This is a genomic window from Bradyrhizobium sp. SZCCHNR1053 (genome assembly GCF_032381235.1).
Classification (GTDB): Bacteria; Pseudomonadota; Alphaproteobacteria; order Rhizobiales; family Xanthobacteraceae; genus Bradyrhizobium.
Map to the genome: position 1 here is coordinate 336,758 of NZ_JAUHJM010000006.1, position 22,699 is coordinate 359,456.

Below are 22,699 nucleotides of genomic sequence, written 5' to 3' on the forward strand. Positions count from 1 at the left end.
GCGCTCCTAGGTCGATGGGGTTGATGCGGTTGCGGAAGCCGGCGCGCGCGACTGGCCGAGATAGGCGCGCTGGATGTCGGGATTGTTCTTCATCTCGGGCGCCGGCCCCTCGCCGGCATTGCGTCCCTGCTCGATCAGGTAGACGCGGTCGGCGATGTCGAGGCTGGCGCGCGCGTTCTGCTCGACCATCAGGATGCCGACGCCATCGCCGCGGATCGTCCTCAGCGCGCGGAACACCTCGCGGCTCAAGAGCGGCGACAGGCCGAGCGACGGCTCGTCGAGCAGCAGCAAATCGGGCCGCGACATCAGTGCGCGGCCGATCGCGACCATCTGCTGCTCGCCGCCACTCATGGTGCGCACCGCCTGCCCCATGCGCTCGGTGAGGCGCGGAAACAACGCGAGCACGTGCGCGAGCCGCGCGGCCTCGCCGTCGCGGGCGCGCGAAGGATAAGCGCCGAGCTGGAGGTTCTCGGCGACGGTGAGATCGCCGAACACGCCGCGGCCTTCCGGGACCAGCGCGATGCCGCGCTCGACGATCAGATGCGGCGCGAGCGAGCCGATGTCCGTCCCGCCGAGCCGGATCACGGCTCCGGGCGACGGCTGGATCAGTCCCGCGATCGCCTTCAGCAGCGTCGACTTGCCGGCGCCATTGGCGCCGAGGATGGCGACGATCTCGCCGCGCTCGACCTCGAGCCCGACATCGGTGAGCGCCTGGTGCTTGCCATAGGCGTGCGACAGCCGCTTGATCTCAAGCATCTGGCTCTCCGAGATAGGCTGTGATCACGGCGGGATCGGCCAGCACCTCGCCCGGCGTTCCGCGCGCGATCACGGTGCCGGCGCTCATGACGACGCAGCGGTCGCACAGCGCGCGGATCGCATCCATCACATGCTCGACCATCACGATGGTGATGCCGCGGTCGCGCAAGGAGGCGATCAGCTCGATGCCGGTCTCCAGCTCGGTCGGATTGAGCCCAGCCAGCCATTCGTCGAGCAGCACAAGACGCGGATGCAGCGCCAGCGCGCGGGCCAGCTCCAGCCGCTTCTGGTCGATGTAAGTGAGGTCGCCCGCCGGCATCTCCGCCATACCATCGAGGCCGACCAGGGCGAGCAGCTCATGGATCGATTCTGCGGCCGCACCGGCCTGGCGCGTGCGGAACAACGCCGCCGCCGCGACATTCTCGGCGACCGTCAGGTCCGGCATCACCCGCACCAACTGGAAGGTGCGGGCGAGGCCAAGCCGCGCAATCCGGTGTGCCGCAAGACCGCTGATGACGATGCCACCGAAGCGGATCGTGCCGGCCGAGGGCACGAGCGCGCCCGAGAGCATGTTGAGCAGCGTCGTCTTGCCGGAGCCGTTGGGACCGATCACGCCGAGGATCTCGCCCGCGCGGACGTCAAGGCTCACACTGTCGACGGCGCGCAGGCCGCCGAAGGATTTGCCGACGGCCTCCGCAACGAGCAGCGGCCGACCGTCCTGCTCGGGCTTCGCGGGCACGACCCGGCGCTCCCGCCGCCAGGTGCTGTCGACGAGGCCGATCACACCGCGCGGCAGCGCCATCACGATGCCGATGAAGATGAGGCCGAGCACGATGCTGAAATGATTGGGCAGCGCCGCGGTCAGCACCTCGAACAGCAGCACCAGCGGGATGACGCCGAGCACCGGGCCGATCAGCGATCCTGCGCCGCCGAGCAGCGCCATGATCACGACCTGGAATGAGATCATCGGGTTGAACGCGATCGCCGGATCGATATAGGTCCAGCGCGGTGCCATGATTGCGCCGGTCACCGACATGAACACCGCGCTGAGGATGAAGACTCCGAGCTTCACCGCGGTCGCATCGATGCCGGAATGGCGCGCGGCGGTCTCGTCGGCGCCGATCGCGCGCAGCGCGAGGCCATAGCGCGAGCGCGTCAGCAGAAAGCCGGCGAGGAAGACCAGCGCCGTCAGCGCGCAGAGCTGCCAGTACAGCATCTCCTGGGTGATGTCGCTGAACAGATAGCGGCCGACCGATTTGTGAATGTTGACCTCGTACCAGATCACGAGCTGGCGGATCAGCTCGGCCAGGCCGAACGAGAAGATGATGAAGTAGATGCCGGACAGCCGCAGCGTCGACAGGCCGGTGATGGCCGCGACGACAGCGCCGACACCCGCAGCGGTCATCAGTTGCAGCGGCCAGCTCAGCGTCTCGCCCGTCACCGCCGCCGTATAGGCGCCGATGCCGAAGAACGCAGCCGTCGCCAGCGAGACGTAGCGGGTCGGTCCGGAGAACATTGCCCAGGCAGTTGCCAGCACGGTGAAATAGAGAATGCTGATGCCGAGCGCGAGATAGTAGCCGTTGGCGTAGAGCGGCAGCGCAACTGCCGCGGCAACGCCGACGAGCCCGATGCACCAGGCGAGAATCTTGCCGGGGCTGATCACGACGCCGCCTTTCCGAACAGTCCGGTCGGCCGGATCAGCAGCACGGCCAGAAACATCGCAAACGTCGCCGCCAAGGTCAGCCCAGGATCGACCAGCCGCGCCACCGCGGTCTCGACGACGCCGAGCAGCAGCCCTGCGGCCAGCGCGCCCATGACGTTGCCGACGCCACCCATGATCACCACCACCAGCGCCTTCATCGTGAACACGACGCCCATCGAGGCATTGAAGGTGAGGAACATGCTGACCAGCACGCCGCCGGCCGCGACCAGTCCACCGCCGAACGCAAACGCCAGGCCTGCGAGCCAAGCGACATCGATGCCGACCAGCCGCGCGGCATTGGCATCGACCGCGACGGCACGCACGGCTGTGCCGATCCTTGTCCGCGTCAGCGCGAGATAGACGCCGGTGCCGATCAGCGCGGCGAAACCGAGCGCGACCAGCCGGTTCACCGCGAGCGTCGAGCCGAGCACCGTCACGGGAATGGAGAGATAGCTATAGCTGTAATACTGCCCGCCGAAGGCCACCAGCATGACGCCCTGGATCACGAACAGCACGCCGAAGGTGACGAGGATGCTGTCAACCTCTTGCGCGCCGGCGTCCTTGCCGCGGCGGATCAGGCGCTGCAGCAACAGCCTGTAGAGCAGCCAGTTCAGCAGTCCCGCGGCGGGCATCGCGAGCAGCAGCGCCAGCAGCGGGCTCAGCTGCAGGCCGGAATAGAGCGACAGCGCGCCAAAGGCGGCCGCGACCAGCGACTCGCCATAGGACAGGTTCATGATGCGCGCGACGCCATATTGCAGCGTGAGTCCGAGCGCAATCAGGGCATACATGCCCCCCAGCACCAGGCCGGGCAGCAGGATGTCGAACATCAGCATGGGGCGCGTGCCTCTTGCGCGAATCCCGCGGACGCACGCCGGATCACGCGCGCCCGCGAGCTCACGACCTCGTTCCGGCTATTTCCATTCCGGCTTCGGCACGACAGCGGCGCGTGCGCCCGGCAGCGAGGCCGGCGCCAGCGCATAGAACTCGCCGTTCTGCCACTGGCCGACGCCCCACACCTCCTGCAGCAGGCCGTCCTTCAGCTTCACCTTGCCGATGATCGTGTCGAAGGTGCCTTCGCGGATCTCCTTGGCGACCGCGGCGCGATCGACCTTGCCGACCTTCTCGATCGCCTGCTGCAGCACCTGCAGGCTCGCATAGGTGATCGGGCTCGCCCAGCGATCCGGCTCCTGCCCGGTCGCCGCCTTGTGGCGGGCGAGATAGTCCTTGAGCGCGGGCGCGTCGGCATTCCAGCCGCCAATGCCCATGACGCCGTCGCTGCCCGCGCCGAACTTGCCCTTGAACAGCGGGAACGCCGTGCCGACGCCGACATAGAAGACCTTCGGATTGTACTTCAGCAGTTGCGCCTGCTCGGTCAGCCCGATCGTATCCGGCGGATAGCTGAAGGCGACGAAGGCATCGGCGTTGCTCGCGATCGCATCCTTGAGCAGCGGCTGCAGATCCTGCGACCCCATCGGATAGGTCTTGTCGTAGGCGACGGTCAGTCCGGCCTTCTTGAAGGCCTCGCGCCCGGCGGCGGCGAGCTCGATGCCGAACTGGTCGGCGACGCTGACCATCGCGACGGTGCCGCCGATCTTGCCCTCGCTCTTGAGCTTGCCGAGCAGCTCGGCGAGCGCATTGGAAATCTGCGCCGACGTGCCGAGCCAGAAGGTGGCATTGGCCCAGCGCTTGGCGAGCTCCGGCGCCTTGTCGGTCACCGACGTCACCGCGAGATGCGGATAGCCGAGCCGGTTGAGAGTCGGACCGACCGCGAGGTTGAGACCGGTGCCCCATGGCGGCAGGATGAAATCGACCCTGTCCTGATTGGCGAGGCGCTCGATCGCCTTCACGGCTTCTTCCGACGAGCTGCGGTCGTCATATTCGACGATCTCGACCGGCAGGCGCTTGTCGCCGAGCTTGATGCCGCCGGCCGCGTTCACGTCCTTCACCCAGAGCTGATAGTTGGGCAGCGTGGTGATGCCGGCGCCGCCGGCATAGGGGCCGGTCTTCGAGATCGCATAGCCGATGCGGATCTTGTCCTGCGACTGTGCCTGGGCGGCCGATACGGCAAAGCCGGCTGCGATCGCCGCCGCTCCCGCGATCCGCAACACCTGACGACGGTTGGTCGAAGTCATCTGTCTGTCCTCCTCCCATGTTCACGCGCGCGGACCGCGCGGGTGAATCGGTGACGTTCCTCTGCCCCGACGTCGTCCGCGGTTTTTGTTTGCGGTCGTCGGGACTTGACGAGGGAAACACCGCAGGCTTGGGTGGCGCAATGGACAGTTCCGGTAAAAGAGTGCACTTTTCTGGGGCGGCGATTGCGCGTAATGCCGCGCCTCGGACGCTGCCGCCGACGGCCCGTGGCACCCCGGCGGCGCTCGGGGCCGAAGCCATTCCCTCGCATTTCGAGGCACGGCGCTGGGCCCTGCGCTCGGATGCCGCGCGGCCGTTCGTCCACCTGCTCTGCCTGACCGCCGGAACGGCCTCGGTGCGCTTCGCCGAAGACGAAATCCAGATCTGGGCCGGTGCGGCGCTGGTCTGGGTACCGGCGGGAGGGGCCGAGCATCTCGACGTCGCGGCCGGTTCCGCCGGCCATCTCCTGCGGCTGCGCTCCGGGCTCTGGCACCGCCACCTGCCCTCCTCGGCCGAGCCCGCCTATCTCGACCTCGCAGGCACGGAGGCCGTCCTGGCCTTCTCCGTCACGGCCGAGTTCGCGGCGATCATCGCGCGCTCGATGGCGGCGATCGCAGCCGAGATCGAAAATCCCTCACGGCGCGGCGCGGCCTCGATCATGTCATCGGAGCTGACCCTGTGCGTGCTGCGCTTCTGGCGGCTGTTTGCCGACGAGAGCGCCGGCGAGGCGCAAGGCTCCAGCGCCGAGATCTTGAGCCGCTTTCGCCGGCTCGTCGAGGAACGCTTTCATCAGCAACTGCGTGTCGCCGACTACGCTGCGCTGCTCGGCGTCACGCCGGATCGCCTGCACGCGCTGTGCACCCGCATGCTGCAGCGGTCACCGAGCGCGCTGATTCAGCAACGCGTCATTCAGGAGGCGGCGACCCGGCTCGAAACCACCACCGCGACGATCAAGCAGATCGCCTTCGCGCTCGGCTTCAAGGACAGCGCCTATTTCAACCGCTTCTTCGTCAGGCACACCGGTCAATCACCGGGCGCGTGGCGCAAAGGTGTTTCGTCGCAGCGGACCAAAGGCCAGTCACGGGCCATCCTCAACTTCGCCGACTGGCCGTGACAGAGCGGCGCAGCCAGGCGCCTCGGTCGTCCTCTTTGTCAGTCCAGGACGACGTGTCAGCGTCGGAGCAGCAAATCTCGAGTTCGGACGAGCGGCGCAACCGAAGGATGCTCAATGCGCCGAGAAACTGATTTCCGCTGCGCGATCAAGCTGATTTGGCCTGTCCAGTCCCCGCGCCAAAAATATTCTACTTTCGTTTTTCCGGAAATCATGGTTCTATCCCCCATCCCGTCTCGAGCTGAGGGGCGTATCGCGGTCGTCACGAGACGCGAGGCGGGGAGCGGTGGGCGTGGTGGATTGCAGCGCGGGTTGCTCGCGCCGACGAACAATTCGCCACGCACGGTCAAGTCGCGCGGTCCTGATATCCCGATGCTGATGTCAACTCACGTTGAGGCTTCGCTTCGCGTGGGGATGGTGGCCAGAAAGCCCGGCGCACCAGGGAGAAAGCGAAGCAGCCGTTCAACCATCGCGCAGGGAGGGCCGGATTTCCGGCTGACCTGTGGTACCTGCCGCCTGCATTTTTTTCGCAGGCGGGCCACGGGCCTCAGTCGAGGTCCGGCCTTCCCTGCGCCCTCACGCTTTCCCGGGGGCCTCACGATGTATCACCCGGACGGGCCATCCGCCGCGGGATCGCGAGATCATGCGCGACTCTCTCCGCAGGAGAGGCGACCTGTTGTGCCCACATCGAAGGCAAATCGTCGCAGCCTTGAACGGTCCCGCCAGCATCGAGGACTCCTGAGGGAGCCGTCCGACATCGTTCCCGCTCCCCGGAGCGATCGCGAGTATTGCGGCACCGTTGCTACCTTGCCACGAATGCGCTATGAGTTGGACATGATCAGCCGGTCCTGGTCGCGCTCAAAATGCCAGTACCGCAAACCGATGCATCGCGCTCGGCGCGCGACGTCGGTCGATACGGACGCCGTGACCGCGCCCGCATCGCCAGCTCCGCGCTTCGCGCTCATTCGCATTCCGTAGCCGTGTCCGGGAGCCCGAACGCAGATGGATTGTGAAACCTGTGGTCGCCCCAATCCACCGGGCTCGGACGTATGCGGCGGGTGCGGCGGGGTGTTGCGGCAGCCGTCATCCGATACGACGACGAGTTCGCGCCTGCTCGGCATGCATCGCGCCGAGCGGCGGCAGGTCACGGCGCTGATCTGCGATCTCGTCGGCTCCGTCTCGCTCACCGTCAGGCTCGATCCGGAGGATATGACCAGCGTCATCGACGCCTTCCTGACGACCTGCGAAAACGTCATCGGCCGCCATGGCGGCGCCATCACGCAATATGCCGGCGACGGCGTGCTCGCGTATTTCGGCTATCCGCGTGCCGGGGAAGATGATGCGGCCACCGCGATCCGCGCCGCCATCGCCCTGCGCGACGCCGTCGGCCGGCTCGAGGCGCCGCACGGACAGGCGCTGCGTCTGCGCATCGGCATCGCCACCGGCCTCGTCGTGGTCAGCGACCTGCTGCCCCGCGCCGACGGCCGCCCGGTCGACATCGTCGGCGAGACGCCGAACCTCGCGGCGCGGCTGCAATCGATCGCCGCCCCCGACAGCATCGTCGTGGCCCGGACGACCGAGCGCATCGCGCGCGGCATGTTCGACTTCCGCGATCTCGGCACGTTCGCGCTGAAGGGATTCGCCGCACCGGTCGAGGCGTTCGAGGTGCTGGAGGAAGCCGCCGTCGCGAGCCGTTTCCACGCCCGCATTCGCGGCGAAAGCTCCCCTCTGGTCGGACGCGACCAGGAGCTGGCGCGTCTGTTCGATTGCTGGGCGGCGGCGCGGTTCGGCAGCGGACAGGTGGTGCTGCTCCATGGCGAGCCGGGCATTGGCAAGTCGCGGCTGGTCGAGGAGCTGCGCCGGCGCGTGGCCGACGTCTCCCAACTGCAGATGATCTGGTACTGCAGCCCCACCCGCTGTGACAGCGTGCTGTATCCGATCTCGGAACAGCTCGCGCTCATCGCCGGCTTCGACCGCTCCGACGGCGCTGCGACGCGTCGCGACAAGCTCGATCGCTTCATGAACGAGCACGGCGTCGGCGACGCCACGGCGCGCGCCGTGCTCGCCGATGTCCTGGGCGTCGCTCCCGAGCCGGACGGTCCCCTGCAGACGATGACCGTCGAGAAGCGCTCGGAGGTCACGCGGGAGACGCTGCTCCGGCTGATCGACCTGATGGTGCCGACCGGGCCCGCGCTGCTGGTGCTGGAAGACGCGCATTGGAGCGACACGACCACGCTGGAGCTGCTCGATCGGGCGATCCGGCGCGCCGGACAACGCCGCTGGCTGATCGTGGTCACGGCGCGGCTCGAATATGAGCCGCCCTGGGCCGCGAGCCCGCAGGTCACGCGGCTCCAGCTCGGACGATTGAGTCACGGCGACGCCGAGCGGATCTGCGCCCATGTGGCCGCTTCGGCCGCGCTGCCCGCGACGACGCTGCACCAGATCGTGAGCCGCGGCGAGGGCATCCCGCTGTTCCTGGAAGAGCTCGCGAAGTACGTCATCGAAGCCTCGGCGGCGCCGGCTTGGGACGGTCATGCGAGCGTGGCCATCCCCGCCTCGGTGCAGGATTCCCTTGTGGCGCGGCTCGACCGATTGGGACCGGCGCGACGGATCGCCAATCTCGGCGCCGCCATCGGCCGCCGCTTCAGCTACGATCTGTTGTCGGCCATCGTGGCGGAGCCCGAAGCCAGGCTCGGCGAGAGCCTGGATCAGCTCGTCAAGTCCGGCCTCGTGGAGAGCAGCGGCGCGCCGCCCGACAGCCTCTACACGTTCAAGCACGCGCTGATCCGCGACGCCGCCTACGAGTCCCTGCTCCGGCGCGAACGCCAGACATTGCACGGCCGGATCGCGGCCGTGCTGCGCGATCGCTTTCCCGAGACGCGGGACACCGAGCCGGAGTTGCTGGCCTACCATTTCACCGAGAGTGGCGCGATCGCCGAGGCCATCCCATTATGGGCGGCCGCGGGTCGGCGTGCCGCCTCGCGCGCCGCGCATGTCGAAGCGGCACGACATCTGCAAACGGCGCTCGACCTGCTGCGTCATCAATCCGCCGAGGGCGAGCGCGCCGGACTGGAGCTCGAGCTCCTGATCGGGCTTGCCGTCAGCCTCGCCGCCTCGCGCGGCTACACCGTGCCCGAGGTCGGCAAGGCGCTTTCCGAGGCAAGGGCGATCTGCGACGCGCTCGGCAACACCGCCGGTCTGTTCGCCGTGCTGCGCGGCATCTGCAGTTTCCTGATCATCGCGGGCGATCTCGACGGTGCCGAGGAGATGGCGCATCTGTGCCTGGGGATCGGCGAACAGACCGGCCTCCCCGAGCACCGGATCGAGAGCGGCATTGCCTTGGGCTACATTCTCTTCGCCAGAGGCGACCTCCCGGCCGCGCGCCGGCTCCTGGCCGCCGCGGTGCAGCTCTATCAGGTGTCGGACGGCGCGCGGCTGCCGCAACTGTCCTCGCAGGATCCGCTGGTCGCCGGCCAGGCCTCGCTGCTGCAGGTGCTGCATGCGATGGGAGACGATGCCGGCGCGGCCGCGATCGCCAGCGATCTCATCGCGCATGCGCGCCGGCTCGGACGCCCGTTCGACCTCGCCTGGGCGCTGTCGTGGCTCGCCTTCTATCAGCTCGCACGCGGCGACTATGAGGATGTCCTCCTCGCGACCGAGGAGGCCCTGAGCATCTGCCGCGACCATGGCTATCCGCTCTATCAGCTGGTGGCAGGCAGCCTGCAGGCGCACGCCCGCGGCCATCTCGGCAAGAATCCAGACGAGGCGCTCGCGGCTGCGTGCGAGGCACTGCCGGCGTTCCAGACGCTCGGCATGATGCATTTCTCCTGCTTCTATCTCGGCGAGGTCGCCGGCCTGCAACTGATCGTCGGCAAGACGGCCGAGGCGATGCAGACGATCGACGCGGCGATCGACGCCGCGCGACGCTATGGCGACGGCTATTTCCTGTCGCCGCTGCATCGGCGGCGCGCCGAGATCCTGGCCGCCCTCCCCGACACCGCACCGGGGCAGGTGACGGCCGCGCTACGCGAGGCCGTCGCGGTCGCCGAGGCGCAAGGCGCGTCGGCGTTCCTGCGCCGGGCAGCGGCGCGGCTCGCCGCCATCGACGATGACGCGCCGAGGCGACAATCGGCGTGACGACCTGCTCAGGCCATGGGGCTGGCCCTGGCGACGGTGAAATCGATCTCGGCCCAGATGCGCGTGGTCGCGGTCAGCACGAGCTTGCCGTCGACGGGCGTGCCGAGCCCGAGGTCGCGTATGAACGGCAGGCTGTCGAGAGCGCTCATCTCGATCGACCAGCTGCCCGACTGCAATTGCCAGCTGCGCAGCCCCGTCAGGTCGAGCGCGCCGTTCAACAGCGTCTTGTAGCTCGCCGCGGTGAGGCTGTCCGCCGACCGCGCCTGCTTGAGATAGAACACGGGGATCGGCAGGCCCCAGACGCCGCCCAGGAACGACGCCATGCCCGGCCCGCTCGTGAGCTGCTTCATTCGCTCTTGGTCGGCCCCGGCACAGAGCTGCCGGAATGCATCCGCCGGAGAGGCCGCTGCCGTCGGGGTCGATCCCGCCGAGCCTTCGATTCGGATGATGCGCTGCTGGGAGGCGTGGGCCTCCGGCCCGTAGCTGGCAATCGCCAGCCCCGAGACGTCGAACGGATCGTTCGATGGTGCGCTGGCGGGCTGGGCGATGGTCGCGTGATATTTGGGAAAGCCCCAGAGCTCCTGCCCCGCAACCACCGACCAGGCATTGTCCACGAACAGATAGGCCGGCACGAAACCGATCGATTTCGGCAGCAAAGCGCCCCGCTCGTAGCTGCCCACCAAGAGCCACAGCCCGATATCGGTCTCGGACATCGTCCCCTGCTCCGCGAACGGCGGCGTGGCGGCCTGGCTCTTGCGCACCTGGATGACGTTGACGAAGGCCATGTCCAGCATCACGCGGAACTGGTCGCGGCCGGCGACGCGGTTGAAGGAGCGGTCGAGAAATCGCTGGCAGGCGCCGAGGTCGGCCGGCACGGCGAAGCCGTAGAAGGTCGAGTCGTTGCAGAGGTAGGGAGCCGGCGGGAGCGTGATCCATCCGGCGTAGTTGACGTAGGCGTTGGTGATGTAGGGTTCGGGACTGGTCGAGACGATCGGAATGTAGACGCCCGACAGCGCCGAGGCGGCGGCAAGACCGGACATCGCCGCGACCTCCACGCATCCGGCGTTGATCTCGGGCACGCGGGTCCAGTCGCCGGCGAGGAAGAGATTGTCGTAGCCGGACTTGCCGGGCTCCATCCGATGCCGCAGCGTGCCCGGCAGGCTCAGCACGTAGCGCTCGCTCGGATTGATGTTGGCGCGCCAGAACTGAAAGTCGAGCCGCGCCGATCCGCTGATGTCGCTCGGCGCGTGCAGGAGATCCCATCGGAACGTGCTGCCGCTGTCGATGTTGGTCCACAGCGTGTCGAGCCACGAGGTCATCCAATCGTTGGATGCGCCCTTCACATAGTCAGCAGCCAGCTCTTCATTGTTCGGCGCGCTCTCGTCGCTCATGATGGCGCAATAATAGGCGACCGAGCGCGGCCCCGGCGCCGGCCAGTCCTCGGCCGGCAGCAATTGCGACATGTCGGAATAGGTGTCGAGCGGCGGCTTGCAGGTGGTGACGATCGGCCCCATCGTCTCGAGCGACGGCCCAGGCGCCACATAGGGACCGCCGAGATCTGCGACCGCGCAGTCGAGCCAGAGCTGCAGCGCCATGGTGCGCACGGTTGGGAGATTGTCGACCATGTCGGCCCAGGCCGGCTTCTGCTGCACCAGAGACTGGCAGATCTCATTGAGCGCGCCGACCGAGATGCCGAGGACCACCTTGTCGAAATCCTCGCCGAGCTGCAGGCTGAGCCGCGCCGCCGGGGGCGGCTGCGGCGGGTTGGGAGGACCATAGGCGTTCTCGAAATTGTAGCCTTTCAGCGCGTAGTACTCGCCGTTCTCGATCTCCTTCCATTTGGGCTCGGACGGCCAGCACCAGTAATCCTTCACCAGGACCAGGGGATCATATTTGCCATCGACGAACTCGACCTGCTTGTCGATGTGGATGGTCGCGATGTTGCTGCCGTCCTCGGTCGGCTCGAGACTCGTGACCTTGTGAAAGAACTTGAAGCTCACGCCGCGCCGCGCCAGCACCTGGTAGATCGGCGTGCAGATCGTATCCCCCATGCCAACGACGGATTTATAGAAGAACGCGCCCTTGTAAGTGAAGAACAACCGCAGCAGTCCCTGAACGGCCGAGCAGGCCGACACCTGCTGCTGCGCCGGCTCGCGGGAGCCGTTGCGAAAGGCGAAGATGTATTCATAGAGAGCGGTCACGATGGCGTTGTTGGCAGCCTCTTCATCCTGCTGCGCCAGAAAGCTACGGAATTCGTACCGGTCGAGAACCTCCAGGCCGTCCGTCAGGCAGTCGTTCTCGATGATGCCGAGCAGCATGCAGATGCCGAGATTGGCGAGGATCAACAGCCGGCGCAGGCCTTCCTCGATGCCGTCGATCGTCTGGTGCTCCTTGACGATGCCGCGGAACGCATGGAGCAGCGCCGCCATGTCGCCCTGGGCATCGCGGCGGATCGCTTCGACGTCACTGTGCAGCTTCTCGCCGACGCGGTGGGCCAGCAGCAGCAGCGGATGGCCCTTGCCATCAGGCGAGACGGCCGCCAGCCGGGCCCGCCGCTCGGCGGGCATGGCGGCGATCACCTTCGCCAGCTCGGCATTCTGGTCGCCCGGCCAGTCGTCGAGGTAGTAGTTCAGGTTGAAGATGATGCTGGCGATGGTCCGCAGCAGCAGGGTCGAGAGCGGCGGCACGATGTTGTCGGCGGGTGCCCACAGGCTGTCCCGGCCAGGATAGACCGATTCATCGACATCCGGCTGGAACCAGAACGGCCAGGGCAACCATTGGCCATCAATGTCCTCGGCGTAGAAGATCTCGTTCTGCCGCTTGAACGCATCATCGATCGTCCTGATCGGATCGCTCGGCGGCGCATCGAGCGCCTTCAGCGCTGCACGCAGGATGGTGAAGGCATTCTCGTAGAAGCCGGCCCAGATATGCAGCCCGTGCTCCTCGATGCGCTGGCCCTGCTTGGCGTTGCGTCCGCTGGCAGTCTTGCCCCCGAGGCGCCAACCGAGCTGATACAGGGTGATCTCGTAGCGCTCGCCGCGCGGATCGATCTCGCTCAAGGCAAAGGCTGCGCTCAACGCGCCGATGCCGCCGCCCAATATCGCCACGCGGGTTTTTCTTGCTGCCATGTCGATGATCCTGCCCTGACCTCGGACGTTCGTGCCCGGGCGAGCCGGTACGACGTCGTCCATCGGCGCACGGGTCCGCGGTCCGCGCGGCCCGTGCGGTTGAATGACATTCGGTACTATGGGTTTACAAAATCGGCGCCGCGCCCAGTTCAATCCGCGTGGCGATGCAATGAGGATGCATCGAATACCTATCACAATCTCCACGCGATCATCAAGCGGCGCAAGGCGCATCGTCGACCTCACGTGAGGCGACGACGGAGGCCATGGCATCCTTCCCGCCGGCTACGTCGTCATCCTCAACTTTTACGAGAAGAACGGCGGATTGCCACCGCTCAAAGACAGCGCCCCGATCACGCCGCCGTCGATCACGCCGGATCGGAATGCACGTCGCCGGGTCCGTCGAGAAACAGCGGCAGCCGCACGACGATGCGGGCGCCGCGCGGCGCGTCGGTGATCTCGATGCTGCCGCGATGGGCCTCCACCAGCGTCCGCACCACCGCCAGCCCGAGCCCGGCTCCGCCGGTGCCGCGATTGCGCGACGTGTCCAGGCGCGTGAACGGCTCCAGCATGGCCTTGCGCTGGTCGCGGGGAATCCCAGGCCCCTCGTCATCGACCGTCAGCACGGCGTGCTCCGGCTGGCGTTGCAGCGAGACGTGCGCCGCCTCGCCATATTTGAGCGCGTTATCGATGATGTTGGCGACGATACGGCGCAGCGCGACGCGATCGCCCAGCATCAGCAGCTCGCGTCCGTCGCCTGCATTGTCGAAGCGCACCCGCGCCCGATGCGCGCGGCGATCCTCAACCTCGGCGCGCACCAGCTCGTCGAAGGCGATAAGCTCTTGCGGCAGCTCGCCGGCACCCGCCCTGCTCGCGAGCAGCGCGTCGTCGAGCAGACGGATCATGTCGGAGATATCGACCACGGCGCGCTGCCGCTCGGCGTCATCCGGAATCAGGTCGGCACGCAGCCGCAGCCGCGTGGCAAAGGTGCGAACGTCGTGAGCAATGCCGCCGACCAGCGCCATGCGCGCCTGCATCAGATCGGCGAGCCGGTCCTGCAGTCGTCCGAACGCCGTGACCACGGCGCGAACCTCTGGCGCATTGCGGCGGACGTCGGGCAGCGGTACCGGCGCCCCGCCGGGGTCGACCCGGTCGACGGCGGCCGCAAGGCGCACCAGCGGCCGCGTCTCACGCTGCATGATCAGGAGCGCGAACAGCGCGACCACCGTTCCGAACAGGCCCGCGCCGAAGCCGATCGGCAGCCCCTGCTGGGTCAGCACCAGCGACGAGCGCGAGTCCACGACGAGAACATCGCCGCCGTTCAGGCCAATGCGAAACTCCAGGGCATTCTGCGGCGCCCGCGCGAGCCGGGGCAACCACCGACCCTCCGGCTCGGGCACGGAGGTGATGGTCAGCGGGCGCGCACCCAGCGCGCGGGCATAGGCGTCGCGCAATCCGGACCGGACCGGCGCGGGCTCTGTCCGCGGAGGCCGGACCGCCGCGTCAGCCCCGACCAGCCGGACCTCGAAGCGGTCGGAGGACACGGCATCGACGACCCGGCCCCGCTCCGTCCCGGGCGTTCGTTCGATCAGCTCGGCGAGCGCGGCCAGCCGCGTCGGCGGCGGCGTCGCGCCTTCGAGCTCGGCGGTACGGGCGCGGTAGAACCGCGCCAAGGTGACGATCCAGATCGCCAGCAGGCCGATGATGACGATGAGGCCGATACGCATCGCAAGCGTCAGCCGCATCATCACGCCACCGGCCTCACCGTCGCCGTGAACAGGTATCCGCCGTTGCGGACGGTGGTGATCAGGTTCGTTCCCGGGCTTGCGGCATCGAGCTTGCGCCGCAGCCGCGAGATCAGCATGTCGACGGTGCGATCGAACGGGTCGGCGGAGCGGCCGCGCGTCCAGTCCAGGATCTGGTCGCGGCTCAACACCCGCCGTGGCCGCTGCACGAAGCAGGCGAGCAGGTCGAATTCCGCCGAGGTCAGCTGGATCGGCGCGGCCTGGGCATCCACGATCTCGATGCTGCGGGCATCGACATCGACCACGAACCGGTCGAAACCGAAACGCCGGCTCGCGTCACGCGGCGGGCTCGCCTGGGAGCGCCGCAGCAGCGCGCGAACGCGGGCCAGAAGCTCGCGCGGTCCGAAAGGCTTGACCATGAAATCATCGGCGCCGAGCTCCAGCCCGACCACGCGATCGATCTCGTCGCTCTTGGCCGACAGCATCAGGATGGGAATGTCGTCGATCTGCCGCAGCCGGCGGCAGATCGAAAGCCCGTCCTCTCCCGGCAGCATCAGGTCGAGAATGATGAGATCAGGCCGCAGCCTTCGCAGCACGGCATCCATCGCCGGCGCCGTGGCGGCGACCTCGATCTCGAACCCTTCCCGGCGCATGAAATCGCTGACCAGCCGGCTGATCTCCGGGTCGTCCTCCACCATCAAAAGCGTGGCCGCAGGCATGCTCATCGCCAGGACTGATGCCCAAAACCCGCGGCTTGGCAATGGGCCGGGAGCGACTGTTACAAGCCGTTACGCGGCAGCCAAATACCGGGATGCGGACGACCAGGACGCCGCCATCCGGCCGGCCGAGAAAGCCGCCGCAGGCGCAAGGCACGCCCTCCACGCAGGCGACATTTAATTTTGCAGAGCCACTTGCTGAGCAAAATCAGATTTAATATAAATTAAATCGCGCGGCACTCCAATATCATTTAATGGTTATAAAACAAGATCCTCGTTCTCGCAGGCAACCGGGCGGCTCCGACGTCCGAAGCGCAACTGAAAAGCCTCACAAAAATGCTGCACAATCCTAACGCGAGCACGGTTGCCTCCCCCTCTCCACAGGAGCAAGGTTGGGAACGTAGCGGACCCGGACCGTTCGACATGGCGCTGGGATTCCTGCGCCGGCACTATCTGGTGATCGCGATCACCACCGTGCTTTCGCTCGTGGCCAGCTTCGCCCTGCTGAAAATCCTACCGCCCACCTATTCGGCGGACGTCAAGATCATGCTCGGCACCTCGAAAGCCGCAGTTGTGCAGCCGCAACCGCCGGTTCAGGACGAGCCGCCGCTCGACATGGAATCGCAGATCGAGATCCTTAAATCGAAGTCGATCGCGACAGCGGTCATCGACAAGCTCAACCTGGCGGACGATCCCGACTTCAACGGCAAAGCCAGCCCGCTGCATGGTGCGGTTGATGCGGTTCGCCGCCTCGTGAGTTCGGCGCCGCAGCCGAACGGGCCCTCGATGGACGATCTCCTCGACGAATTCCAGCGCAGGATGAACGCCTTCAGAATTGGCACGAGCACGGTCGTCGAGGTCGATTTCAGCGCCAGCGACCCCAATCGGGCGGCGATGATCGCCAACGCCATCGTCAAGGAGTATTTCGATCAGCAGTTGAAGGCGGAGGCGAACGAGCACCGCACAATCACCGCCTGGCTTCACGACCGCCTGCAGGATCTCGGCAACGACGCGACCGCCGCCGAACGCTCCGTGAACGAGCTGAAAAGCCGGTACAACATCGTCTCGGCCGACGGCAGGTTCATGGACCAGCAACAGGTCACCGAGCTCACCAACCGTCTGGTGGCGGTGCGCACGCGTACCGCCTCGCTGATGACCCGGCTCAATCGGTTCGACGACATGCTCGCGACGAGCAATGCCGATATGACGATCGACCGCGTAGCCGCGGTCTCCGACTTCTCCCCGGCAGAGCTCAGCGGCAACGTCAATCCGCCCGACGGTCTCTCCTTGAGCAATTCGAACAGCACGCTCATCATCAACAGCTTGCGTCAGCAATATCTCGATAGCGCCAAGCGCGAGTACGAGTATTCCGCCAAATATGGCAAGGATCATATCGCGGTCGTCAATATCCGCGCGACGATGAAGAGCATCCGCCAGGCCATCGTCGACGAGGTGCGGCGCCTTGCCGACGTCGCCAAGCACGATTACGAGGAGTCCAAGCAGCAGCAGCAGGAGATCGAGAAGCAGCTGGCGCAGGCCGTTGTCCGGTCGCAGGATACCAGGGCGGCCGAGCTCAGCCTCCGCGAGCTGGAGACCAGCGCCAAGAGCTATCGTTCCCTCTACGACACCTTCCTTCAGCGCTACATGGGCTCAGTCCAGCAGGGCTCCTTCCCGATTGCGAAGGCGCGGGTGATCTCAACGGCCACACCGCCGAAGAAGAAGATCAAGCCGAAGTCCATCGTGCTGATGGCGATCGGCCTGTTCGGCGGCCTGGCGCTCGGCGGCGGCCTGGGCCTGCTCGCAGAAGTCAAGGACCGCAGCTTTCGGACGACCGACCAGGTCGAGGATCGCCTGCGCCTGCCCTGCCTCTCAGTCGTCCCTCTGCTCAAACGAGGCGAAGTCGACAGGTTCACCAAGAAGGCGACGGTCAACGCCGTTGCCAAGGCCGACCCCAACAAGGCCGAACCCGACAGCAGCCAGCGTATGGTCTCGAGAGGCCCCGGGACCTGTTGGGCCGCATCCGCCATGCCCACCTCGCGCTTTGCCGAATCCATCCGCTCGTTGAAAGTCGCCATCGACCAGGATCCGAGCCGGACGTCGCGGAAGGTCTTCGGACTGACGTCCGCCCTGCCCAACGAAGGCAAGTCGATCATCGCCGCGTCGCTGGCTCAGCTCATCGCAAATTCAGGCAAGCGGGTGATCGTGGTCGATTGCGACCTCAGGAATCCGTCGCTTTCCGCCATGCTGGCCCCCGATGCCGGCACCGGGATCGCCGACATCGTCCTGGGAGGATGCCAGCTCGCAGACGCAGTCTGGACCGACCCGGTGACGCGCCTGGATTTTCTGCCGGGAATGGGCGCCGCACAGCGCGACACCAGCGATATCCTCGGCAACGAGCAGATGCGCAAGCTGTTCGAGCAGCTGCGGGCATCCTATGACTACGTCATCGTCGATCTTCCGCCGCTCGCGCCCGTTGTCGACGCGCGCGCCATCTCCGCGCTGCTCGACAGCTTCGTCCTCGTCGTGGAATGGGGACGCACGCCGGCCGAGGTGGTCGAGCACGCGCTGAACACAGCTCCCAACGTCTACGATGCCCTGTTCGGCGTCGTGCTCAACAAGACGAACATGAAGGCGCTGAAGCGCTACGCCAATCACTTCGGCGACTACTACAACCATAAATATTACGCTCGTTACGGGAGCGTGATGGCCGAGTAGGTCTGTCAGCGCGCGCCATCGAATGAGCCGGTGACAGAGAAGAGATCGGCCGTCAGCGCTGGTGCTCGGGGCGAATGGAGGGATGGGCGATGCCGGCACGCTCCAGAGCGCTGCGGACATAGACGCCTGAGAGATAGCCCACCTGGACTGCAATCAGACCGGCGCCGGCATACAGCGCGGCCGACAGCCCGCTGACGATCGAAGCCGCGATAGACTCCATGAAGACGATCGCGGCGAGCGCCAGCAGCGTGCGAACCGTGAACATCGTCCCGGCAACGACCCCGGCTGCAAAATGAAGCGTTATCACCCACATCAGTTCATGCCTCCTCGGGCGTCTCGAGAGGCTAGCGGCCAATGGTTAGCGATGAGCTAAGCCGCCCGGGAGGATTCGAGCAAGCGCACTGGAGCAACACTTCCAGGCGAAAGACGCCGCTACGGACCGCTGAGCGGGTGCAGCACTGTCTGGCGGTTCTGCCAGCGTGCCCGGTAGAGCCAAAGCACCGCGGTCACCAGGACCACATCGAACAGGCCCATCATTGTCTGGCCGTAGACCTGCGGGTGAACGCCCCCCAGGAGGAGCGCGAGTTTGACCGCTTGCCGCACCACCTCCGACCCCAGGAACGCGATCAGCGAGTTCTGGCCGACGTTGAGGATGAGCGCGACCGCCGGCGATCGCCGGGTGCGCGCGAACACCGCCCACAACATCGCCAACAGCAGCGGCAATGTCCAAAGCAGGTTGAGGAGCTTGTCGAACCGATAGGGGTATTTTTCGCCATTGCTGGGAAAGCCGAGTCCGTAGTCGAGCAGCAGCCCGAAGATGAAGATCCCCGCCAGCGCCGTGTAGAACGCGGGTCCGATCAAGCGGTTGGACCGATGGAGATCTCCGAGCCAGATGCCAATCATGAAAAACATCTGCGCCTGGAGCGAGAACAGCAACAGAATGACGGCTGGATTCTCGAACTCGGTTGCCGTGGTCGTATTGCTGAACCAGGTGCAGGCCACGAAGATCGCAGCCGACAACGCCAGCACCAGGAGCCTGCGGCGCTTGAACACCAGCAGAATCAACGGAAGCAGCAGGAACATCAACCCGTAGAATTTGAGGATCGTGATGCAGGTCGGCTCGGACTGGAACGTCAGAACGTCGAAAATCGCCTGCCCCACCGGTTCTCGCTTCTTCCCCAGGACAGCCATGCCCATCGCGACCGGCACCGAGATGACGAAATAGGCGGCGAGCACCTTCAACCCGCGGACAACGAGCTCTCCGTGTCTCTCCTTGTGCAGATAAACGTACCCGACCATGAACCCCGAGATCACGACGAACAGTTCGGCGAAGGGGTTGAATTTCGTGAACAGATCGACGGAGTCCGGAAAGACGTTGGCTGTGTGATGATAGAATACGAACAGCATCGCGCAGCTTCGATAGAAGTCGATCAGAAGCTCGCGTCCTTTTGGACTTGCAGCGCTCAACGCTCAATCTCCGAACACGATTCACTCCATGGGCGGCGATCAGCCGAGGGGCGCTGGTCGGACTCACGGCTCAGGCAATCCTTCGCAACGCCGGCGAGCGCCGCGGCGGCGATCATCGAACCACCGATTGCGGGAGCTGTGATGCGATCGGTGACGAGCCTCCCCCTGTCATTGCCGGTCCAGTCCGCCGAAGCGGAAGATGCGGGCCATCAGCGGCGAAACGCCCACGAACGTCGCTATGCAGCCGTGGGCTTCCAGTTGCTTCCTCAGCATCAGCAGCAATCCGAGGAAGCGCGCATCGATGGCGCAGACGTTCGAGAAATCGAGCGTGACCGGCTTGCGGGACGCAGCAGCGGCACGGAAAACCGGGATGGCCCTGTCCACGTGGCGCGCATCGGCGGGCCCCGACAGGCTGAGCGTGACCGCTCGCGCTCCATGGTCCTGCGTGATGGTCAGCGCCTCACCCCGCTCGTGCGTGCGCCGCATCCACCAGGTCCAGACCACGAACGGCAGCACGTGGGTGAGCATGAGGCCGAGCATCGCCGTCCCATCGTTCCAGTAGCGACGCCAGAGATAGGGCTCCTCCTTGATGCGCCACAGCCATTCGAAGCCTGATCGACGCAGGATTGCAGGTGCACGCTTCACCGTCCCGGCCTGGAAGTTGAGCGCGGCGCCGAGGTGGGCGCGGACCGGAATCTCGAGACGCTCATGATTGCGCTGCAACCATGATTGTCCCTTCACGCTGCTCAGAGAGGCAACCAGGAAGTCGGCCCCACTGGCATTGATCTCGTCGATGATGTGATCCCGGCTCAACTCCTCGGCCGACAAGTAGCCGGGGTTCGACCAGCCGACGCATTGCAATCCCGCCGACTGGCCGTTCAGCGTCCGGGCGGCCCGTTCGGCGGCTCCCTCCGGGCCGCCGAAAAGAAAGAGCTTCAGCGCGTTCGCTGCTCCGGCCTCCGACTTCAGCGCGTCGAAGATGTCCGCGCCGGCCGTCCGGCTCTTGATCGGAATCCCAAGCAGCCGGGCGATCCAGACCACCGGCATGCCGTCCACCGTACAGAGATCGCTCAGGATCAGCGACTCCCTGAAGCTCCTGTTCGACTGGCTGGCGACCAGGAAGTTGAGATTGGGAGTCGAGATGAGAAGCCGCGTTCTGCGTCGGGCAGCGTCGCGGATGCGGCGCAGCACGCCGCGCATGCCGATGGCATCGACCGGTATCCCGAGGACGCAATAGACGTCGCGCGCGAGGTCGTCGGGAACTGCGGGGTCGGACATGGCTGCAGCATCGGCCTCCGGCCGACCGCGACCCGTCCCGGAGCGCCCTACGCGATAGAGGGCGGATCCCGGCTCCTGCAATTCATGCGTGGTCAGCATCAGCCGCTCTCCCTCAATCTGCCCCGCCGCACGAAGATGCCGGGTTGCGGACCCCGGCCGCACCTCCCTGACGGAGGCGGGTGACCAAAATATCACTATTTAATTTTAAATCACACGACGCATTTAATACGATTTATTTGTGAATACCAGAGCAGATTTGCGGCGCAGTCGCAGCAATGTCTCCCAGGCGCACAACGAGGCGCTTTTATTTAATTGCATCTCTGGATAATATCGCTCGACAATATTCCTGGCGGCTGCCGGCCCGGCCGCCCCGTTCGAATGTCTGAGCCAGATTGTGATGCCGAGAATTTCAGCGACGACGTCGATGTCGGCCGGGCCGCGGGCCTCTGCGGGGACGTTCGACGTCTGCGCGCTGATACCGGTGCTGGCCTTCGCCTACTCGTCCCTCATTCAGCCGCTGATCTATTTCAGCTTCCCACCGTCGGCGGGGCTCCAGGGCCTGCTCGAGAGCCGGATTGAGAACCGGGTCTTCTGGCCGGTCCTCGCAGCCGTCGCCATCGTCGTTGCGATGCAACGCCTGGCCCGCGGCGACCGGCTTGCCCTTCCGCCCAACATCATCGCTCTCTGCGCTTACTTCGGATTGGCAGGCGCCAGCATCGGATGGGCATTCAAACCCGAGTTCGCCTTCGTCCGCTTCGTCCAGGAAGCGATGGTTCTGACCGCCGTCGTGCTGCCCGCCTTGTTGTCGAACCCGAACGCCAACATCATGCACGGGGTGTTCCTCTGCTTCGCGGTCGGCGTGATCCTCAACATACTGTTGCTTCCCGGCGGCTATGCGACCTACGCGCTATACGGCAACACGCTGGTCGACATCGGCTACCAGGGCTATTTCTCAGGAAAGAACCTGCTGGGCGAGTTTGCCGCCATTGCGTTCCTGCTCTCGGTTCACGAGTTGCTCTATCCCGGAACGCGCCGCGCGCTCGGGATCGTCGTTGCCGTCGCTGCCATCGCCCTGATCTTCTTCTCGAGCTCGAAGACCGCGCTCGGTCTCGCTCTGGTCGCTCCCGTCCTCGCCATCCTGACGCTCGCGATCGCGAGAACGCTGCGGCTTGCGCCGATTCTGATTCTCACCGCGATGATCCTTGGCTACTTCATGTTCGGCGAGCTCGCGGGCTTCACGACCGGCCGCATCGCCTATCTGCTGACGGGCGATTCCAGCTTCACCGGCCGGACGACCATATGGGCCTTTTCGGAGATGGAGATCGCGAAGAGGCCGCTCCTGGGATGGGGCTATCAGAGCTTCTGGCTGGTCGGGGCAGACGCACCGAGCATCACCGAGGCACCTGGCTGGGTGAAGGCCATGCCGAACTCCCACAACGGCTATTATGATGCGATGCTCGAGCTGGGCTATGTGGGTCTTGCCTTTCTCCTCGTCTTTCTGGCGGCCACCGTTCACGTCATCGGTCGCGTGGCGCGCTACGACTACAAGCGAGCGTGGATCCTGCTGTCCGTCGCCTTGTTCGTCATGTTGTATGATTTTCTCGAGACCTTGTGGCTGCGCGCTTTCGACGTGTCCTGGGTCGTGTTCGTGCTCGTCACGGTCGAGGCCGCGCGATACTGGCGGAGGTCGCAACAGAGCATGCCCGCCTCTCCTCAGCCGGTGAGCTGGCGACCGGCTCGTTGGAGCCGCACACGACCGGCATGGCGGCCGCGACTCGGTGTCCGCACCTGACGGAACCCCGTTGAGGCCTCACGCC

At 66.0% G+C, this 22,699-nt stretch carries 14 protein-coding genes; 4 read left to right on the plus strand and 10 right to left on the minus strand.

The features are described from left to right. Positions 1–6: 6 nt before the first annotated feature. From QX051_RS17595 to QX051_RS17610, 4 genes are all read right to left on the minus strand, one after another. Positions 7–756, minus strand: a complete 750-nt coding sequence (locus QX051_RS17595) for an ABC transporter ATP-binding protein (protein ID WP_315776994.1) — start codon at positions 754–756, stop codon at positions 7–9. Then, on the minus strand, positions 749–2,419 hold the full coding sequence (locus tag QX051_RS17600; RefSeq protein WP_315776995.1) for a branched-chain amino acid ABC transporter ATP-binding protein/permease: 1,671 nt from the start codon (positions 2,417–2,419) through the stop codon (positions 749–751). Before QX051_RS17600 ends, QX051_RS17595 begins: the two co-directional genes overlap by 8 nt. Next, on the minus strand, positions 2,416–3,291 hold the full coding sequence (locus tag QX051_RS17605; protein WP_315776996.1) for a branched-chain amino acid ABC transporter permease: 876 nt from the start codon (positions 3,289–3,291) through the stop codon (positions 2,416–2,418). The genes QX051_RS17600 and QX051_RS17605 overlap by 4 nt, the downstream gene beginning before the upstream one ends. A gap of 78 nt (positions 3,292–3,369) precedes the next feature. After that, on the minus strand, positions 3,370–4,590 hold the full coding sequence (locus QX051_RS17610) for an amino acid ABC transporter substrate-binding protein (protein WP_315776997.1): 1,221 nt from the start codon (positions 4,588–4,590) through the stop codon (positions 3,370–3,372). A 161-nt stretch (positions 4,591–4,751) separates the two neighbouring features. On the opposite strand from QX051_RS17610, the gene QX051_RS17615 reads away from it, so the two are divergent. Then, complete coding sequence (locus QX051_RS17615; RefSeq protein WP_315776998.1) at positions 4,752–5,702, plus strand: helix-turn-helix domain-containing protein; 951 nt, start codon at positions 4,752–4,754, stop codon at positions 5,700–5,702. Between the two features lie 1,065 nt (positions 5,703–6,767). Further along, positions 6,768–9,836 (plus strand): ATP-binding protein, encoded by a 3,069-nt coding sequence (locus QX051_RS17620; protein ID WP_315776999.1) that lies wholly within the window; start codon positions 6,768–6,770, stop codon positions 9,834–9,836. An 8-nt stretch (positions 9,837–9,844) separates the two neighbouring features. Here the strand turns inward: QX051_RS17620 and QX051_RS17625 are convergent, their stop codons facing one another. The 3 genes from QX051_RS17625 to QX051_RS17635 all read right to left on the minus strand — a co-directional run bounded on the left by QX051_RS17625 (position 9,845) and on the right by QX051_RS17635 (position 15,431). After that, a complete protein-coding gene (locus QX051_RS17625) occupies positions 9,845–12,964 on the minus strand; it encodes an NAD(P)-binding protein (protein WP_315777000.1) in 3,120 nt (1,039 codons plus the stop codon). 365 nt (positions 12,965–13,329) lie between these two features. Continuing rightward, positions 13,330–14,709: an ATP-binding protein gene (locus tag QX051_RS17630; RefSeq protein WP_315777001.1), complete on the minus strand. Its 1,380-nt coding sequence runs from the start codon at positions 14,707–14,709 to the stop codon at positions 13,330–13,332. Next, on the minus strand, positions 14,709–15,431 hold the full coding sequence (locus QX051_RS17635) for a response regulator transcription factor (protein ID WP_315777002.1): 723 nt from the start codon (positions 15,429–15,431) through the stop codon (positions 14,709–14,711). Before QX051_RS17635 ends, QX051_RS17630 begins: the two co-directional genes overlap by 1 nt. 414 nt (positions 15,432–15,845) lie before the next feature. Between QX051_RS17635 and QX051_RS17640 the strand changes: the two genes are divergently transcribed. Further along, entirely contained in the window at positions 15,846–18,137 is a 2,292-nt protein-coding gene (locus QX051_RS17640) for a polysaccharide biosynthesis tyrosine autokinase (RefSeq protein WP_315777003.1), read from the plus strand. Between the two features lie 52 nt (positions 18,138–18,189). On the opposite strand, the gene QX051_RS17645 is transcribed toward QX051_RS17640, so the two are convergent. The 3 genes from QX051_RS17645 to QX051_RS17655 form a co-directional block, all read right to left on the minus strand. Beyond that, a complete protein-coding gene (locus QX051_RS17645) occupies positions 18,190–18,450 on the minus strand; it encodes a hypothetical protein (protein ID WP_315739498.1) in 261 nt (86 codons plus the stop codon). A 119-nt stretch (positions 18,451–18,569) separates the two neighbouring features. Further along, on the minus strand, positions 18,570–19,604 hold the full coding sequence (gene opgC / locus QX051_RS17650) for an OpgC domain-containing protein (RefSeq protein WP_315777004.1): 1,035 nt from the start codon (positions 19,602–19,604) through the stop codon (positions 18,570–18,572). 168 nt (positions 19,605–19,772) lie between these two features. After that, positions 19,773–20,804 carry a WecB/TagA/CpsF family glycosyltransferase gene (locus tag QX051_RS17655; RefSeq protein WP_315777005.1) on the minus strand — a complete coding sequence of 344 codons (1,032 nt, stop codon included), beginning with the start codon at positions 20,802–20,804 and terminating at the stop codon, positions 19,773–19,775. Between the two features lie 475 nt (positions 20,805–21,279). On the opposite strand from QX051_RS17655, the gene QX051_RS17660 reads away from it, so the two are divergent. After that, the gene (locus QX051_RS17660; RefSeq protein WP_315777006.1) at positions 21,280–22,674 is read left to right on the plus strand and encodes an O-antigen ligase family protein; all 1,395 of its coding nucleotides are present in this window, start codon (positions 21,280–21,282) and stop codon (positions 22,672–22,674) included. The last annotated feature ends 25 nt before the right edge of the window (positions 22,675–22,699 follow it).

Excerpts from the sequence above, each read along its gene's own strand:
- QX051_RS17660 (WP_315777006.1), top strand. The coding sequence starts at position 21,280 with ATGCCGAGAATTTCAGCGACGACGTCGATGTCGGCCGGGCCGCGGGCC.
- QX051_RS17630 (WP_315777001.1), bottom strand. The coding sequence starts at position 14,709 with ATGATGCGGCTGACGCTTGCGATGCGTATCGGCCTCATCGTCATCATC.
- QX051_RS17605 (WP_315776996.1), bottom strand. The coding sequence starts at position 3,291 with ATGCTGATGTTCGACATCCTGCTGCCCGGCCTGGTGCTGGGGGGCATG.
- QX051_RS17595 (WP_315776994.1), bottom strand. The coding sequence starts at position 756 with ATGCTTGAGATCAAGCGGCTGTCGCACGCCTATGGCAAGCACCAGGCG.
- QX051_RS17625 (WP_315777000.1), bottom strand. The coding sequence starts at position 12,964 with ATGGCAGCAAGAAAAACCCGCGTGGCGATATTGGGCGGCGGCATCGGC.
- QX051_RS17635 (WP_315777002.1), bottom strand. The coding sequence starts at position 15,431 with ATGAGCATGCCTGCGGCCACGCTTTTGATGGTGGAGGACGACCCGGAG.
- QX051_RS17610 (WP_315776997.1), bottom strand. The coding sequence starts at position 4,590 with ATGACTTCGACCAACCGTCGTCAGGTGTTGCGGATCGCGGGAGCGGCG.
- QX051_RS17655 (WP_315777005.1), bottom strand. The coding sequence starts at position 20,804 with ATGCGCGGCGTGCTGCGCCGCATCCGCGACGCTGCCCGACGCAGAACG.
- QX051_RS17645 (WP_315739498.1), bottom strand. The coding sequence starts at position 18,450 with ATGTGGGTGATAACGCTTCATTTTGCAGCCGGGGTCGTTGCCGGGACG.
- QX051_RS17640 (WP_315777003.1), top strand. The coding sequence starts at position 15,846 with ATGGCGCTGGGATTCCTGCGCCGGCACTATCTGGTGATCGCGATCACC.